14 protein-coding genes and 1 pseudogene are annotated in these 18,103 nt (G+C 38.5%); all 15 read left to right on the top strand.

The features are described 5' to 3' along the window. Positions 1 to 308: 308 nt before the first annotated feature. The 15 genes and pseudogenes from U473_RS10470 (at position 309) to U473_RS10400 (ending at position 17,955) form a co-directional block, all read left to right on the top strand. Positions 309 to 1,292, top strand: coding sequence for an acyl-CoA dehydratase activase (locus U473_RS10470; protein WP_068726109.1), 984 nt, complete (start codon positions 309 to 311; stop codon positions 1,290 to 1,292). Continuing rightward, positions 1,247 to 2,527 carry an acyl-CoA dehydratase activase gene (locus U473_RS10465; RefSeq protein WP_068726107.1) on the top strand — a complete coding sequence of 427 codons (1,281 nt, stop codon included), beginning with the start codon at positions 1,247 to 1,249 and terminating at the stop codon, positions 2,525 to 2,527. Before U473_RS10470 ends, U473_RS10465 begins: the two co-directional genes overlap by 46 nt. Next, positions 2,528 to 5,140: an acyl-CoA dehydratase activase-related protein gene (locus U473_RS10460; protein ID WP_068726106.1), complete on the top strand. Its 2,613-nt coding sequence runs from the start codon at positions 2,528 to 2,530 to the stop codon at positions 5,138 to 5,140. Between the two features lie 306 nt (positions 5,141 to 5,446). Beyond that, a pseudogene (locus U473_RS10455) lies at positions 5,447 to 6,450 on the top strand (LacI family DNA-binding transcriptional regulator). Between the two features lie 102 nt (positions 6,451 to 6,552). After that, a complete protein-coding gene (locus U473_RS10450) occupies positions 6,553 to 8,289 on the top strand; it encodes a glycoside hydrolase family 13 protein (RefSeq protein WP_068726105.1) in 1,737 nt (578 codons plus the stop codon). A gap of 215 nt (positions 8,290 to 8,504) precedes the next feature. Then, complete coding sequence (locus U473_RS10445; RefSeq protein ID WP_068726104.1) at positions 8,505 to 9,686, top strand: ATP phosphoribosyltransferase regulatory subunit; 1,182 nt, start codon at positions 8,505 to 8,507, stop codon at positions 9,684 to 9,686. 1 nt (position 9,687) lies between these two features. Next, positions 9,688 to 10,314, top strand: coding sequence for an ATP phosphoribosyltransferase (gene hisG, locus U473_RS10440; RefSeq protein ID WP_068726102.1), 627 nt, complete (start codon positions 9,688 to 9,690; stop codon positions 10,312 to 10,314). Positions 10,315 to 10,326: 12 nt separating this feature from the next. Then, the gene (gene hisD / locus U473_RS10435) at positions 10,327 to 11,607 is read left to right on the top strand and encodes a histidinol dehydrogenase (protein ID WP_068726099.1); all 1,281 of its coding nucleotides are present in this window, start codon (positions 10,327 to 10,329) and stop codon (positions 11,605 to 11,607) included. Further along, the gene (gene hisB / locus U473_RS10430; protein ID WP_068726096.1) at positions 11,600 to 12,196 is read left to right on the top strand and encodes an imidazoleglycerol-phosphate dehydratase HisB; all 597 of its coding nucleotides are present in this window, start codon (positions 11,600 to 11,602) and stop codon (positions 12,194 to 12,196) included. Before hisD ends, hisB begins: the two co-directional genes overlap by 8 nt. Beyond that, the gene (hisH, locus tag U473_RS10425; protein ID WP_068726092.1) at positions 12,196 to 12,804 is read left to right on the top strand and encodes an imidazole glycerol phosphate synthase subunit HisH; all 609 of its coding nucleotides are present in this window, start codon (positions 12,196 to 12,198) and stop codon (positions 12,802 to 12,804) included. Before hisB ends, hisH begins: the two co-directional genes overlap by 1 nt. Beyond that, positions 12,801 to 13,520 carry a 1-(5-phosphoribosyl)-5-[(5-phosphoribosylamino)methylideneamino]imidazole-4-carboxamide isomerase gene (gene hisA, locus U473_RS10420; RefSeq protein ID WP_068726090.1) on the top strand — a complete coding sequence of 240 codons (720 nt, stop codon included), beginning with the start codon at positions 12,801 to 12,803 and terminating at the stop codon, positions 13,518 to 13,520. The genes hisH and hisA overlap by 4 nt, the downstream gene beginning before the upstream one ends. 12 nt (positions 13,521 to 13,532) lie before the next feature. Continuing rightward, positions 13,533 to 14,291, top strand: coding sequence for an imidazole glycerol phosphate synthase subunit HisF (gene hisF, locus U473_RS10415; RefSeq protein ID WP_068726089.1), 759 nt, complete (start codon positions 13,533 to 13,535; stop codon positions 14,289 to 14,291). Continuing rightward, positions 14,288 to 14,941: a bifunctional phosphoribosyl-AMP cyclohydrolase/phosphoribosyl-ATP diphosphatase HisIE gene (gene hisIE, locus U473_RS10410; protein WP_068726086.1), complete on the top strand. Its 654-nt coding sequence runs from the start codon at positions 14,288 to 14,290 to the stop codon at positions 14,939 to 14,941. The genes hisF and hisIE overlap by 4 nt, the downstream gene beginning before the upstream one ends. Positions 14,942 to 15,161: 220 nt before the next feature. After that, positions 15,162 to 15,968: a histidinol-phosphatase HisJ gene (gene hisJ, locus U473_RS10405; RefSeq protein WP_068726084.1), complete on the top strand. Its 807-nt coding sequence runs from the start codon at positions 15,162 to 15,164 to the stop codon at positions 15,966 to 15,968. Between the two features lie 262 nt (positions 15,969 to 16,230). Continuing rightward, positions 16,231 to 17,955, top strand: coding sequence for a tetratricopeptide repeat protein (locus U473_RS10400; RefSeq protein ID WP_068726082.1), 1,725 nt, complete (start codon positions 16,231 to 16,233; stop codon positions 17,953 to 17,955). The last annotated feature ends 148 nt before the right edge of the window (positions 17,956 to 18,103 follow it).

Genomic DNA, 18,103 nt, shown 5'->3' with positions numbered 1-18,103 from the left:
TAAGCAGCGACCTTCAGAAGTGCCCTTCTCTCCGTAATCTTTATTCATAGAAGGGCACGGATGACGGAGCGCGATGGAATATACAAACCTTTTCTTAATTAAAACAAAGTAACTAAATTGTGTATTACATAAAAATCGACTTTTGGAGCCTCTTTGTTACCTTTATTTTTAATCATACAAAAAGGCGTACAACGGAGCTCGTCGTAATACACTATTTTTTATAATAGTATTAAAATAGAGGGAGAATGGGTAAAATAAATTATTGATTGATGAATAGGTAAATATGGATAAGAAAAAGGTGTGTGAAAATGGATAAGGTTTATATCGGAGTGGATATTGGCTCAGCAACGGTAAAAGTAGCTGGAATCTCAAGAGATGGTGAGTTGATAGGAACCTCTCTATATCTTCGTCACGATCAGTTCCCAAGCCAAGTGGATGCTGTGAAAAATGCCCTTCGCACTTATCTTGAAAGTGTTCCCCAATATCAAGTGGGAGGAATTGGGTTAACAGGTAGCGGCCGGGAATTAAATCGTCACATGATTGGCGGGGATTTAACCAAAACGGAAATTTTTGCCCATTCTGTTGGTATCCAACACTTAGTAAAAAAAGGTTTTGTAAAAATAGAAAACAATGGAATCAAAGAACCTATCGATAAAATAGGAACCATTATTGAAATTGGTGGACAAGATTCGAAAGTGATTGTGTTTGATAAAGCAAATGTCCCTGTTTACTTTAATATGAACACGATTTGCTCTGCTGGGACTGGTGAGTTTCTTAAACAAATTGCCGATGAAGCAGGTATTTCTTTAAATCAATTTGGCCCTATTGCGTTAGAAGCTATGCAGTCTGCTAGAATTGATTCGACCTGTACCGTATTTTCTAGACGGGATTTCCGTCATTTGACACAAAAGGGTGTGCCATTAGCTGAACGTTTAGCTGGAATTTGTGATGCAATGGTAACCAATTACCTTAAAAATGTTGTAAAAGATGTTCCTTTGCCTAGCCCGATTGTTTTTCAAGGTGGAGTAGCCTTTAATCAAGGAGTAAAAAGGGCTTTTGAACATCATTTAGGTGTGGAAGTCATCATTCCACCTTATCATGACATTGTTGGAGCTTTAGGAATGGCCGCCATCGTATTGGAAGAAAAAAAGATTCTGCTAATCAAACTTCTTTTAAAGAGGACTTCTTTATTCGAGATTTTGATAGCCAAATTCGTTATTGCCATGGTTGTCAAAATGCTTGTGAATTGTCTCAACCTCTTGAAAAAAGTGAGGAAGGGATCCATATTTTAGACACGTTGGGTGGCAGATGTGAAGGTGCCTTCCAAGCTAAAAATGTCAAAGAAATCCCGCAATCACAGAAAAACATTAAAATTCCGATCCATCGTGAAAAGAGTAAAATCGTGATCAACAATGAAAGATCACTCCATTCTGATGTAAGATCGATAGATGGTATTTATTTTGCTGGGATCGATGGAGGGTCAAGAGGGACGAAATACGCATTAATTAAAGGGACACAAACCGGAATAGAAATCATCTCTGTTGGTTCAGTTGAAACTTCTGGAGATGCAATTAAAGCGATTCAAGCTGCCTTGATTGAATTAAAAAAACACCTACCATTAGGAGAAAGCTTAGGAGGTGTTGGAACAACAGGGAGTGCAGGGGAATTAGCTAGAGATATGATTACCACAAAGGCTAAATATACCTCTGATGTAAAGGTAACGGAAATCTTAGCACATACCACATGGGCTCAATATATGGTACCTGGTGTGAAGGTGATTATGGATATTGGTGGAAATGATGCGAAAATTATTGTGATCAATGACCACGGAATTGAATTTGCAATGAATGATAAATGTGCGGCAGGTGCAGGAGCTTTTATTGAAGCGATTGCTAAGCGATTTGAGATTCCTTTGGATCAATTTGGTCCAATTGCGCTTACTTCTCATTCACCAGCGAGAATATCAGGACGTTGTGCGGTCTTCGGCGAATCAGATATCATCCATAAAGCACGGGCAGGCTTTCCTACTAAAGATTTATTGATGGGGCTTGCTTATTCCATTTGTAGAACCTATTTATCTGATATCGGCAAAGGAAAGGTATTATCTGTACCGATTGTGGCTCAAGGAGGAACGTTTTTAAACCAAGCGATTCAACATGCTTTTAAAGAAACCTTACAGCTTTCTGAAGAAGAGTTCATTATTGCTAAGGATCGAAGATTAGTTGTTGGTGCAGGTGCATTAGGAGCAGCCCTCCTAGCAAAAGATGCATATGCAAAAGGTATGAATTCTAGTTTTAAAGGGTTTGATACAATTCTCTCTTCTACATATCACACGAGGACATTAACGTGTAAGCATCCTTCATGTGATCGAACCTGTCATGGGGTGATTACTTTATTAGAGGATGATCAGCCAATAGCTGGCTATAAATCAATCAACTGTGATTTTGGGCTGTTTGAAGGAATGATTGAGGATGACGCTTCAAAAAAACACATCGAAACATTATTGCTTGAAAGGGGGTTGGCATAGATGGTTGTTGATAAAAGCAAGCCTATCGTCGGAATTTCCACTGCCTTTACAGGGAAATATGTGGCAGTAAAGCTGGTTATACGTTTTTTAGAATTGATGAGTATTCCTTTGATTAAAAGTACGGTAACCAAGCCAAATATGATTGAAGCGGCAAGCGCAATCGCGAGTGCAGATTATTGTTTACCCCTTCGAGTCTATATTGGGCATATTTATCAACTGATTCATGAACACCCTGAGATTGATGTTCTTTTAACTCCAATTATCAAAGGAGAACACGATGATTCAAGTACTTGTGCAAAATATCGTGATTTGGATGGCGTTGTGATTCGTTCCCTTAGCAGTATCACGGGATACCGTTTAAAGCAAAGCAATTATAGACATCAAGAACATTTAAATCTGCTGATGAACGAAGAAATAGTCGAAAGGTTGGCGGAAAAAGGAGACCATTTCCCAAGAGTGATTGCACCTGAAATCGATTCTTTAGATGGAAACCATTTAAGACAGGTTTGTGCTCATGTTTATGGAGATCTTTTTCAGTGGAAGAAGGCAAAAAAATTAGCCTTTTTAATGAAAAGAGATTGGTCTGATGCTAGAAATGATGAATTTAAAGAAATTGACCAGGCATTTAAAAAAGCATATCAAGATGTGATTGAAAAACAATCGGATCGATATCTAAAATTACTTAAAGATCCTACAAAGGTTCGTCTGGCATTAGTAGGAAGAAATTATTTAGTTGAGGATTCCGCATTATCTGCAGATGTTAAAATCTATTTTACGAAAAAAGGCGTCTCTGTCATCACGATGCAAGACCTTCCATTTTGGGAATTACAACCGTATTACCAGAATGTAAATGGTTTTTATGATACGCATCGTTTAGGGCAGGCCTTTATCGATAAAATGATCGATCATGTAGACGGATTTATTCTGGTTGGCAGCTTTGGTTGTCATCCAGATGCCTTTCAAGTTGAATATTTTGCTAAATATATCTCGGATCAAGGCAAAGCATGTTGGACTTTTAAATTTGATGAGCAAACAGGTGGTGTCGGTTTTCATACCCGATACGAAACCATTTTAGGATTTCTACAGCAAAAAAGAGATGAAAGGATTCAAAAGTTAGAAGGTATTCAAGATATGATCTCTCATATATCAGTAGCCTCAAAACCAGTGACCTTAAAGAATGAAGAACATTTACCAAAGGAGAAGAAACCACTTTTCATCTGGCCATATATGGGAGATGGGATTGGCCTAATTCTTAAGGATATCTGGCATCAGTTAGGATTAAGCGATTTTCTCTATCCCCCAAAACCTGTAAATGAAGAAACAATCATTAAAGGAAATGTTCATTATACAGAAACCTGTTCTCCTTTTGCTTTAAGTATGGGAAGTATTCGACAAACGTTAGATCGAGTAGTAAACGATTTAGAAGAGCAGGCAAACATCAAAGGGGGTCAAGTTGAACCGAGAAGGATCATCATTTTGATGGCGAGAGGAAAAGGGCCTTGTACATTTGGCTGGTATGCGATTGCAGGGGAACCAGCCTTATTAAAAGAGTATCAACCTATTTTACAAAAATATGGACATACTCTAGAAATGTTTACTTTAGATAATGAAGGAAGAAACTTGCTTGCCTTTTTACAACAAGTATCTACATTGGCTACTCATGATCGCTTAGCTCATTTGGTAAAAAGTCTTGAACAATTCCTACATAAACAGGAATTAAATGTAATCCAGGCTATGAAAGTACAGACTCAGTTATTGAAAATGTTGAAAAACTTGGTTTGGCCGGGTTGGGAAAAATTGTTGGCCTATGAGGATTTGCAAAACAAAGCATTAATCGTACGGGCTCATGAAACAAAAAGAGGAACTACGACGCAAATATTAAGAAAATGGATCCGACGATTGGATGAGGTTCATACCATTCCTGAAATCTTACAAGTGAAGGAAAAAGCATTAAAAGAGTTAGAACAAATAGAACAGGATCAGGAAATAAAGCCAAAGGTCGTTGTAGTTGGAGAAATTTATGTGTCCCTAACCTCCTTTGCCAATCGAGGGACTGTTGATAATTTACTAGGAATGTTAGGGATTGAAGCAGTGGAAGGAATGAGATTAAGCCATTTTATTCGTGGTGCCTTTAAAGGACTTAAAGCTCATTATATTCAGCAACAGCCGCTATTAAAACCAATCCTACAAGGGCTCACAGAAAAAGGGTTATATTCCCCTAACCGTTGGGTAAGAGAGCCTATGGCCAAACCTTTCCTTGAACATGAAGTTGGTGGAGACGGACAACCGACAGTAGCCCATGCAAGACACCATATAGAGCATGATGGGGTAGATGGAATTGTGCATCTTTATCCTTTTAAATGTATGCCTGAAGGAATGGCAAAGGATGCTTTGGCAGAAATGTGTCAAATCTATGGGATAAAGAGTATTCATCTCTCCTTTGATAAGGAAATTGAGATTGAGCGCTTGAAGACGGAAATAAACACATTTGCCTCTCTTCTTCATCAAGAGATTGCAATGAGGGGTGACATACGGTCTTATCGGGAAGAAGAGATTCAGCGAAGGCAACAAATCGGTCATACAATAGAAAAAGTTTATCAGTATTCTAAATAAAGGAATTGCGTTTTACAACGCTGCTCCGTCATCCATGCCTTTTTCGGATTAAAAGAAGATGAGAAAAAGGCATTCCTGAAAGTCGCTTGCTTATGCAAAACGCAATTCTAAAGTGTCAAAGGAAAAGGAATTGCGTTTTACAACGCTGCTCCGTCATCCATGCCTTTCTTTGATTGAAAGAATATCAGAGAAAGGCATTTCTTTTTTTCTTTCAATTTGCTGTAAAGTATTCTATAATAAAAATAATGCAAACGTTTGAATTAAATTAAAATAAATTGATACCGTTTACAGGAGAGTGTTATTTTTATGTCTGTTACGATTAAAGATATTGCAAGGGTCTGTGGTGTATCACCAAGTACCGTATCTAGGGTCATTGCAGACAATCCTCGAATCAGCCCTGAAACCAAGAAAAAGGTGAGGGAGGCGATGGAGGAATTAGGCTACCATCCTAATTTTAATGCAAGAAGTTTGGTTGCCAATTCTACTTCCACGATTGGGATTATGATGCCAAGGGCTTCTGAAGAAGCTTTTATGCACCCTTTTTTCCCTGAGGTAATTAGAGGCATTAGTGTTGCAGCCCATGAAAGGGACTATATGGTGTTGATGAGCAATTGGATACCTTGTCAAAAATGGTTTTAGGAAAAAGAGTAGATGGAGTAGTATTGCTTAGCTCCCGAATCAATGATCCATTTATCTCATTGCTAATTAAGTGGAACTTTCCTTTTGTCTTAATCGGCAGCCCTCAACAAGAAAATGAAGAAGAGCAAAAATTGGTTAACTATGTGGACAATGACAACATTCAAGCTGCAAAGGCTGCAACAATCTATTTGCTTGAATTAGGGCATCGAAGGATCGCTTTTATTGGTGGATCCAACAAGTTAGTGGTGACAAGGCATCGTTTAGCTGGATTTAAACAAGCATTATTGGAAAAAGGATTACCTTTTGACCAATCCTGCGTCTCATTTGTGGAATTTAGCAAGGAAGCAGGTTATGAAGCAATTGAACATTGCTTTGGACAAGCAGAACCGCCAACCGCAATTTTAGTCACGGATGATTTGATTGCTCTTGGGGTTTTAGCAGCTTTGCAAGAGAAAGGATTTAAGATACCAGAGGATGTTGCTGTCATTAGTTTTAATAATTTTGCGATGGCTGAGTTATCATCGCCATCTCTATCTTCAGTCGATATTTCTGTATTTCAATTAGGATACCAATCGGCAAGCAGATTATTCGCTTTAATTGATGACTCTAATCTAGAACCAGAAAAAATTATCGTTCCAACCAAGTTAGTGATTAGGCAATCTAGCCAATAAATTAATTGAACCTATTGTAACATGGTTAGAAAATTTCTGAGTTAGACAGGGGTTTACCTCCTGCTTTAAAATAATATCTCAAGGGTTAGGAGAGTGTTGTTGATGTTATTAGAATCTATTTTTCATCAACCTTATGGTAGCTTTGCTTTTCCAATTGATGGTCATACTTTGCGGATCCGGATTCGTGCAAAAAAAGGAGATGTAGAACAAGTGACTGTCTTACATGGTGATCGATATCAACCAATTGAGCATGATGTTCCTTTGCGCATGAAAAAGGTCGCTTCTGATGATTTATTTGATTATTTTTCTTGTGATCTTCCATCGAAAACTAGAAGAATTCGCTATACCTTTTATTTAGAAGCAAATGGTTCTGGAGTTTGGTATGGGGATAAGGGAATTGCAAATGAACGTGTTGCGGTAGGCGATTTCCAATTTCCATTTATTAATGAACAGGATTTATTCGAGGTACCAGAATGGGTGAAAAAAGGGATTGTTTATCAAATCTTCCCTGAACGTTTTGCCAATGGCAATACTAAAAACGACCCGGAAAATGTGGAGCCATGGGGTGGCAAACCTACTCCTCATAATTTCTTTGGCGGTGATTTAGAAGGAATGATTGAAAAGCTACCTTATTTAGATGATTTAGGCGTCAATGTCATTTATATGACACCTGTTTTTGAATCACCTTCTAATCATAAATACAATACGACTGATTATTATAAAATCGACCCTCATTTTGGGGATTTAGATACAGTAAAGAAATTGGTTAAAGAGAGTCATAAACGAGGAATAAAAGTGATTTTTGACGCTGTCTTTAATCATTGTGGTTATGATTTCTTCGCTTTCCAAGATGTTGTCAAAAATGGAGAAAAGTCTAAGTATAAAGATTGGTTCTATATTGAAAGTTTCCCAATTGTAACAGAACCACACCCCAATTATGAGACCTTTGCCAATGATGTATGGACGATGCCAAAGTTGAAAACAAGCAACCCTGAAGTAAAAGAGTATTTATTAAATGTGGCTCGTTATTGGATTGAAGAAGCGGGAATTGATGGTTGGCGCTTAGATGTGGCCAATGAAGTTGACCATGATTTTTGGAGGGCCTTCCGTAAAGTGGTGAGAGAAGCAAATCCTGAGGCGTTAATCATTGGCGAAATCTGGCATGATTCTGCACCATGGTTAGAAGGGGATCAATATGATTCTGTCATGAACTACTTATTTAGAGAAGCGATCTTTGACTTCTTTGCTAGACGAAATATTGGTGTAAGCACCCTTGATGCAAGACTAGCAAAGGCAAGAATGAAATATCGCGATCAAGCCAATTATGCGATGTTTAACTTAATTGATAGTCATGACACAGAGAGATTTTTAACCTCTGTTGGTGAAAAAGAAGAATTGTTACGTTTAGCCGCTTTATTCCAAATGACCTATATCGGAATGCCAATGGTTTACTATGGCACTGAAATTGGGATGACAGGGAAGAACGATCCAGATTGCCGTAAGACCTTTGTCTGGGATGAAAAGGAACAAAATCGTGATCTCTTTGATTATTACAAGAAATTGATTCAGATTCGCAAATCTAATCTTGAACTTACCCATGGGGATGTAGAAACGGTTCTCATCGATGAGATCAATCAGGTTTATGCCTTTGCAAGAAACTATGAAGGTAAATCAGCCGTTGTTGTGATCAATTCATTACAAAAAGAACAAGAGGTAGAGATCCCAGTTGCGAAAAAGACAGGCAAGGTAAAAGACTTATTAACCAAAGAGACTTATCCAGTAAAAGATGGCAAGGTAAAAGTAAAACTGACTGGCTATCAAGGGGTAATCTTGAAGTAGAATAAAAACATAATAAATTAGGGCTACCTTTAGGGTGGCCTTTTAGTTTATTTTATTGCATCTTTCAATATCTGAAAGGGAAGAATGGAGAAAGAGGAAACTCTAGTGAAAACTTTCTTCTTGACCTTTGTGTCCTCTGGTGATAGACTTTTATAAAATGCTTTAGTTTGGTAGCAAGCTAAAGTAAACAGAACGTTTAGAAAAGGTGAAAAAGAATGGGTAAACTACAGAGCTTTGAGAAACCAATCGGGTTTCGAGATTTATTACCAAACATAACAGCCAAAAAAAGATGGATGGAAAATCAATTACAAGGATTATTTCATAAATGGGGATATCAGGAAATTGTTACACCAACCTTAGAATATGATGAAACAGTTGGCAAAGCAAGTGCCATTCCAAGCAATAAGACCTTTAAATTACTTGATCGATTAGGTCATACATTAGTATTACGTCCTGATATGACAGCGCCAATAGGTAGAGTGGTTTCTTCTTTATTAAAAAATCAAGATTTACCCTACCGTATTTCTTATCATTCTAATGTGTTTAGAGCTCAAGAGCATGAGGCAGGAAGAGCTGCAGAGTTCTATCAATCTGGTGTAGAGTTGATTGGAGAAGGAACGCCTGATGCAGATGCTGAAGTTCTTGTTTTAGCGATCGAGTCTTTGAAACAAGTTAAAGTAGGGGCTTTTCGTTTGGTTATTGGCCATACCGGATTTCTACAAGGAGTTTTAGCAGAATGGGTAACTGATCAAGAAGTCCAAACAAAAATGAGAGAAGCACTTTCTGAGAAAAATATGGTAGGGTATCAACAACTTGTTGAAGAATTTGTAGATTCGGAAAAAGGGCAAAAAGTACTCCAATCTTTATTATCACTTCAAGGTGATGGAGCTATGTTAGAGCAAGCCTTAAACATTGCCGTGTCTCATCAAGCAAAACAAGCGATCGGTGAATTGTTAGAAATATGGAAACTATTAAAGCTGTATGATGTAGAGACCTATATTACGTTCGACCTTACACTTGTACCCCATTTGGACTATTACACTGGTATGGTGTTTGAGGGAACAACGGAACGGATTGGTTTTCCCATTCTCAGTGGGGGTCGTTATGATACTTTATTAAAAGCTTTCGATAATTCCTTAGCTGCAACGGGTTTTGGTTTGCATATGGATCGGATTCTAGATGTTTCAGAGGTTCAATTACCGACGGAAAGACGAATAAAAGTAATCTATGATCAGGCACATCGAGATCAAGCCTTAAGCTATGCGTTTAAATTAAGAAGAGAAGAACAGATCATGGTGGAAACTCACCGGATCGAAAAGAATGAAAAAGAAGTTTTTAAACAAAGTTTAGAATATCCTATAGAAATCATCACATTTATTGGAGAGGAGGAAGCTTAAGATGAAAAGGGATATATTAACCATTGCGATGCCAAAGGGAAGGATTATGGAAGAGGCAATGGAGATTTGGCAAAAAGCTAGGCTTCCTATACCTTTTGACTTAGAAGATACACGTAAATTAATTTTGACCATTGAGGGTGAGGCAGTAGAATGGATTCTGGCCAAACCGATGGATGTCCCAACCTATGTGGAATACGGGGTCGCAGATATTGGCATCGTTGGTAAAGATGTTTTAATGGAAACTGAACGTGAAGTATACGAATTATTGGATTTGAAAATTAGTCCTTGCCGCTTGTCAGTTGCAGGGTTACCGCAAACGATCAATCATGAGATCGTACCTAGAATTGCGAGTAAATACCCACGTGTGGCAGAAAAGTATTTTCGTGAACAAGGAAAACAAGTCGAAGTGGTTCAACTTCATGGATCTGTTGAATTGGGGCCAATTATTGGTTTAGCTGATCGAATTGTAGATATTGTCTCTACAGGAAGGACATTGAAAGAAAACGGCTTAGTAGAAATGGAAACGATTGCTCATATTACCACTCGGTTGATAGCCAACCAAGTGAGCTATCGGATGAAACAGGAAAAAATTAAGGAGATTATTGAAAGATTATCTGAGGTCATTTAGGGGTGATGGTTGATGATTCAAATCTATCGGAATTATGCTGAATTTAAACAACGGGAAGTTGGAGAAGATACAGAAGCAAAAAGAAAAGCGGTTCTTGATATTATTCGTCAGGTTAGAGAAAAAGGGGATCAAGCCCTTTTTGCTTTCACTGAGGCCTTTGATAAGGTGAAGTTAACACAATTACAAGTACCATTAGAACGAATCGAACAAGCTGATCAAAACCAAGATCCACTATTTGTCAGTTCATTACAAGAAGCAGCTGAAAGAATTCGTGCTTTTCATCAAAAACAAAAGAAAGATTCTTGGTTTATGACAGAAGAAGATGGGACAATCTTAGGACAACGTTTAACGGCAATGGATCGAGTAGGCATTTATGTACCAGGTGGAACTGCTGCCTATCCTTCCTCTGTGTTAATGAATGCCATTCCTGCTCAAGTGGCTGGGGTAGGAGAAATTGTCATGGTTTCCCCGCCAAATCAAGAGGGAACCATTCATCCTCATGTATTATTAGCAGCAAAGATTTTAGGGATAAAAGAAGTGTATGCGATAGGTGGGGCACAGGCAGTTGCCGCTTTGGCATATGGCACAGAATCGATCAAACCTGTCGATAAAATTGTTGGTCCAGGAAATATCTATGTGGCCTTAGCAAAACGAGAAGTTTTTGGCCAAGTGGGGATTGATATGATCGCTGGGCCTAGTGAAATTGCGATTGTTGCTGATGAAGCTGCAAACCCTGTTTATATTGCAGCAGATTTGCTATCTCAAGCAGAGCATGATCCGATGGCCTCTTCGATTCTTTTCACTCCTTCATTTTCATTAGCAGAAGAAGTGCAAAAAGAAGTGGAACGTCAATTACAAACCTTACCTAGAGAAAAAATTGCAAGGGAAGCGATTGATCAATATGGTGGAATTATTGTCGTCAACCACTTAGACGAGGCTTTTGAACAAGTGAATCTGTTGGCACCTGAACACTTAGAATTGATGGTTGAGCAGCCTTTTGACTGGCTGGCCAAAGTGAAGCATGCAGGGGCAATCTTCTTGGGAAGGTATAGTTCAGAGCCAGTGGGTGATTACTTTGCTGGTCCTAATCATGTCCTTCCGACCAGTGGAACGGCCCGCTTTTCCTCGCCACTGAATGTCGATGATTTTATGAAGAAATCAAGCATTATCTTTTATAGTAAACAAGCTTTTTTTAGTCATGGGAAGAAAATCATCGCTCTAGCCGAACAAGAAGGTTTACATGCACATGGTCGTGCCATTCAAGTACGATTGGAAGGTGAAAATAATGAATGATAGCAAACGTACAGCAACGATTTACCGGAAAACTAATGAAACGGAGATCGAGGTTACGATCCATTTAGACGGAGAGGGAAAAACAACATTAGACACGGGTGTACCCTTTCTTGAGCATATGCTAGATTTATTTAGTAAGCATGGACAGTTCGATTTAACAGTAAAAGCAAAAGGAGATATACAGATTGATGACCACCATACTGTTGAAGATATTGCGATCTGCTTAGGTCAAGCCTTTCGAGAGGCCCTAGGTTCAAAAGAAGGAATCCAACGTTATGGCATGAGTTTTGTCCCAATGGATGAAGCATTAGGTCAAGTAATCGTAGATATCAGTAATAGACCTCATTTAGAATATCGAATCGACTTGCCTGATCGCCGAATCGGAACATTTGCGACTGAGCTTTTCCATGAATTTTTATGGAAATTTGCCTTGGAAGCAAGAATTACTTTACATGTAATTGTACACTATGGCCGAAATAGCCACCATATGATTGAATCGATTTTTAAAGCATTAGGTAGAAGTTTGGATCAAGCGACCCAAATCAACCCTAAACAAAAGGGAATTCCTTCAAGTAAAGGAGTACTGTGATGATTACAATCATTGATTACGGAATGGGAAATCTGCATAGCGTACAAAAAGCGTTGGAACGGTTAGGATATGCTGCCTTTGCTACAGATCAAAAAGAGAAAATTTTGAATAGCAGTGGGGTGATTTTACCCGGTGTTGGGGCGTTTGGTGATGCAATGGAAAACCTAAGGAGAAAAGAATTGGTTCCTGTTATTCATCAAGTGGTTGAACAAGGAACACCATTCTTAGGGATTTGTTTAGGGATGCAATTGCTTTTTAGTACAAGTGATGAGCATGGGTTTCATCAGGGATTAGGTGTATTTTCTGGCCATGTCAAACGTTTTGAAGGAGATTTTAAAATTCCTCATATGGGATGGAATCAATTGATTAAAGAGAAAGATCACCCATTATTTGCGGATATTGAATTAGGTCATGTCTATTTTGTTCATTCCTATTTTGTAGAGTTAGAAGATTCTTCGTTATTGTTGGCTTCAACGGATTATTATGGGAAGGTTCCGGCTGTTGTTGGTAGAGAAAAAGTAATTGGGATGCAATTTCACCCGGAGAAAAGTGGAAAAGTCGGAATGACTCTTTTAAACCAGTTTGCGAAATGGAGTGTGGAAAAATGAGTTGGACGATTTATCCTGCGATTGATCTTCGTGGTGGACAATGTGTCCGATTATTTCAAGGGGATTACGGGCAAGAAACGACCTATGGCGATCCTATCGAGATGGCAAGAAGATGGAAAAAAGAAGGAGCAGCATGGCTTCATTTAGTTGATTTGGACGGGGCAAAAGTAGGAGCACCAGTTCAGATGGAGCTGATTGGTGAAATAGCAAAAAATGTAGAGATCCCGATTCAAGTAGGTGGAGGGATTCGTACTTTAGATACGATTGAGGATTATCTAAATCTAGGGATTAACCGAGTAATTCTTGGCACAGCAGCTTTAGAAAATGAAGAATTATTAAAGCAGGCACTTTCCCTAAATCCTGAAGCGATTGCGGTGGGAATCGATGCAAGAGATGGCTTTGTGGCTACACGGGGATGGCTTGATACAAGCCAAGTTCTAGCGGTTGAATTAGGACAAAGGTTGGCTGAACTTGGAGTTCAAACCTTTATTTTTACCGATATTGCTAAGGACGGAACACTATCCGGCCCCAATGTGGAAGCAACACAGAATTTTGCTTTAAAAACCAAAGCAAAGGTGATAGCATCTGGAGGAGTGAGTTCTCCAGAAGATCTTTTTAAATTAAAAACTTTAGAGCCTGATGGTGTCGTTGGTGCCATCGTAGGAAAGGCATTGTATACAGGGAAAATCTCTCTCAAAGAAATGATGGGTAAGTAGGAGGGATCAGGTGTGTTAACAAAGCGAATTATTCCTTGCCTTGATGTGAAGGGTGGGCGAGTGGTTAAAGGGATTCAGTTTGTACAGTTAAGAGATGCTGGTGATCCTGTAGAATTAGCTAAGGTTTATGATGAAGCCGGAGCAGACGAACTCGTTTTTTTAGATATCTCCGCAACCTATGAGGGAAGAAAAACAATGATAGAAGTCGTGAAAAAAACAGCTGCCTCTATTTCAATTCCCTTCACCGTTGGAGGAGGAATCAGTTCTGTTGAAGATATGAGAAATATCCTGCGGGCAGGTGCAGACAAAATCTCGATCAATACGAAAGCAGTAGAACAACCTACATTGATTACTGAAGGGGCAAAAGTGTTTGGAAACCAATGTATCGTCGTAGCGATTGATGCTAGATATAATGATGAATGGGAAGATTACGAGGTCGTTACCCATGGCGGGAGAAAAGCAACTGGGTTAAAAGTGATAGAATGGGCAAAAGAAGTAGAAAAAAAAGGCGCAGGGGAAATCCTGTTAACCAGTATGGATCAAGATGGGAAAAAACAAGGGTTTGATCTGAAACTGACCAGACTGGTATCTGAAGCAGTAGGCATTCCAGTCATCGCTTCTGGTGGCGGAGGAAATGCTGAACATTTTTATGAGGCCTTTCAAGTAGGAAAAGCTGATGCAGCATTAGCAGCCTCTATTTTTCATTATGGAGAAGTGAAAATTCCTGAATTAAAAGAAGCGCTTCGAAAAAAAGGAGTCATTGTTCGATGAACCAGAATGATATCAATACAATAAAATGGAATGAAAAAGGGCTAATTCCTGCAGTGGTTCAAGATAACGACAGTAAACAGGTTTTGATGGTCGCCTATATGAATCAAGAATCTTTGACAAAAACGCTTGAAACGAAAGAAACTTGGTTTTGGAGTCGTTCTAGACAGGAGTTGTGGCATAAGGGAGCAACTTCGGGACACATCCAAAAAGTAAAGGATATCAAATTAGATTGTGATCAAGATACATTACTCATTTTCGTTGAACAGGTAGGTGTTGCTTGCCATACAGGTTCTTATAGCTGTTTTGGTGAGAAAGAAGAGGGAGAATCTAGCAACATTTTAGAGGATTTAGCTGAGCTGATTGCAAGGCGTGATCAAGAACGACCAGAAGGCTCCTATACTACCTATCTTTTTGATCAGGGAATCGATAAAATTTTGAAAAAAGTCGGCGAAGAGACGAGTGAGGTAATCATTGCCACCAAGAATGAGAATCGCCAAGAGCTCATTGCTGAAGCAAGTGATTTACTCTATCATCTACTTGTTCTATTTCAGGCAAAGGGTATCCAATTAGATGAGGTAATGAAAGAGTTAAAACAAAGGCATCAAGGGCAAAACCAGGATCAAAAATATGAGCGTAAACCAAAATTATAGGGAAATTGCATTTTGCAACACACTTCGTCATCCGTGCCCTTCTATTAATTAAAATCAAAAGGAGAGAAGGGCACTTCTGAAGGTCGCTGCTTATGCAAAACGCAATTTCCAAAAAAAGAGAAAAGGTGAATTGCATTTTGCAACGCGCTTCGTCATCCATGCCGAGCAAAACGCAATTTTTGGTATGAGTTTAATCTTATGTAAATAGGATGTGATACAGATGTTTGTCGACTATCATACACACCACGAACGCTGTGGGCATGCAACAGGGGTGTTAAGAGATTACGTAGAGCAAGCGATTAAAGTTGGACTCCAGCAAATTGGATTATCTGACCATATGCCAATTATTCATCTGCCAAAGGAAAAAATATATCCCGGAAGTGCGATGGAACTTGATGAACTTGAAGAATATGTAAAAGAAGTGCTTAATTTAAAGGCAGAATATCAAAACCAGATTGAGATCAAACTTGGCTTAGAAGGAGATTATATAGAAGGATATGAAGAGCAGATCGAAAAGCTTCTTTCTCCATATCCTTTTGATTATATTATTGGTTCTGTTCATTTCTTAGGTGAATGGGATCATTCGGATAGTAGGCAGATGGAGGGTTGGAGAAAAAAGCCAATCTCAGAGATTTTCGCCGAATATTACCAAGCGGTTCAAAGGGCTGCAAAATCTGGGTTATATGATATCGTTGGCCATTTTGATGTAATCAAAAAACATGGACATGCTCCCGAAAAGGATATTAGTCCAATCATTGATGAAACCTTACAAGTGATCAAAGCAAGTGGTATGGCAATGGAAGTGAACACTTCCGGGTTATTTAAAGTTGTAAAGGAAGTATTTCCTGCTCCTAGTATTATTCAAAAAGCAGTTGATTTAGAGATTCCGTTTACTTTAGGATCTGATGCACATCAGCCAGAGCATGTTCATGTAGGGGTAGAAGAGGGACGAAAGTTACTCAAAGAGTTTGGCGTTCAACAAATTGCAACTTTTACTGAAAGACAAAGAATCATGGTATCCTTGTAAGAGAATTGTGTTTTACAACGCGCTCCGTCATCCATGCCCTTCTATGAATTAAAATCAAAAGGAGAGAAGGGCATTCCTGAAGGTCGCAGCTTATGCAAAACACAATTCTTAGGTGTCTAAGGAAAGGAGAATTGTGTTTTACAACGCGCTCCGTCATCCATGCCGACTTATGCAAAACACAATTCTGTCTGAAACGTGGAGGTTTAAAATCGAATGTGATATACTTATCTCAATGAATCTGCGGTTTAGCTGGAGGATACAGATGAAAAAAAACTATCGTACATCCGCTCACCAAAAAGGGGATAAAATTATTCCAATGTCTTTTAATGCCAATTTTTTCTTTGAACGGGCGATGAGACAAATTGATCGTAACAATTATACGAAGGCATTAAAGTATTTTTGGAGAACAGTAGATTTTGAACCGAATAATCCGATTCACTTTTTAAATATTGCTGGCTTATTATCGGAAATGGGGCGTTTTCCCGAGTCAAATAATATTTTACTTCATATTGTTGAAAAACTAGATCCAACCCTTACAGAGTGCTATTTTTACCTTGCTAATAATTATGCGCATATGGAAGATATGGAATCTGCATATCGATATATTCAAAACTATATAGAGGCAGAGCCAGATGGTGTGTATATTGAGGAAGCGCTAGAAATGGTTGAGTATTTATCTATGGAGATTGAGCAAATAGAATTTGAGGAAGACGAGGAGCAAAAGGAATTATTACTCCACCATCATCGGATCAAAAGTTTGCTAGAAGAAGGAAAATTTTATGAAGCGATTAAGCAATTTAAACATTTTCTTGAAGAATATCCTGATTTTTTGGCTGCTAGAAACAATTTAGCATTGGCTTATTTTTATATTGGAAATACACATAATGCTATTGAACAAACAAAAATCGTCTTGGAACATGATCATGCGAATATTCATGCCCTTTGTAATTTGGCGATTTTTTATCAACAGACAGATGAATTAGAGCAATTGAAGCAAGTGCTTGAGTTATTAAAGAAGGTTTATCCTATTCACCCAGAACAGCTTTACAAACTTGCAACGACCTTTGCTATTTTAGGAGAACATGAAAAGGTTTTTGAGCATTTTAGCCGATCGATAAATGTTTTTAAACAGCATGACCCTGTTTTCCTTCATTATGCTGCAATGGCAGCCTTCAATACGAAGCGATATACCTATGCTCAAAAATGGTGGGAGCAGATTTTAAAAATAGATTCTAAGTCTATGGTTGCAAGGTTTTATTTAGACCTACTTTCTCAGGTTGAAAAACATAAAGTGGAACTGACATTTCCCGTATTCACTTACCACTATGAATTACCATTTGAAGAGTTAATCAATCTGCTTAAACAAGAACCTAAACTTTTAAAACAAGATCCCTTTATTTTATCATCTCTCACATGGGCGATTGAAAATGGCGATGATGAGATAAAGGAAGTCATTTTGCTTGGGCTTGGGCTTTTAGATTGCCATAAAGCTGAAGAAATCTTAAGAGATTTCCTTTTAGATGAACAACAATCTACTTCATTAAAAAAGAAGGCGGTTACTGCTCTAGAGGAAATGAGAGCAAAACCCCCTTATCTAGTCAAAATCAATGGGAAGGTAGCTCAATTTGAACGGCAAACCCCGGATTTTCGGAAGTGGAAACAAAGCTGGCTAGAAGTATTGGAATGGACTGAAAAATTTATGAAATTAAACTATAGCATTATGGAGGTATATGATGCCAAGATGTTATGGTATGAGTTCATCAGCAAAACTCAGCCTGATACTCCACAAATTAGAAAGGTGAAAGGATGGGTGGCTGCATTAGAATATCTAGTGGCCATAATTCATCAAAAACCAATCTCTTTTGAAGCCCTTACTATGAAGTATCAAGTATCTAAACAAACCATATCAAAACACGTTCAAGAATTAAGGGCAATCCTTCAGGTGAGTATTAAAACAAAAGCCCTTAACCAATTGAAAAACGGTTAATACGGGCTTAAAGCCCGTTTTTAACTTCCCTCCGAAAGAAGTCTCCCACTTCTAAACGTGAAGGTGTGCCAGCACCAGTGAAAGTAGGAGATGAATTTCGGTTAGGCGTAGCCTAAAGTTGTCTTTTTTTGCTATGATATAATCAGTC

Source organism: Tepidibacillus decaturensis (assembly GCF_001561915.1).
Taxonomy (GTDB): Bacteria; Bacillota; Bacilli; order Tepidibacillales; family Tepidibacillaceae; genus Tepidibacillus_B; species Tepidibacillus_B infernus.
Note: the sequence above shows the minus strand (reverse complement) of the source record. Positions and strands in the feature narration are given on the sequence as shown.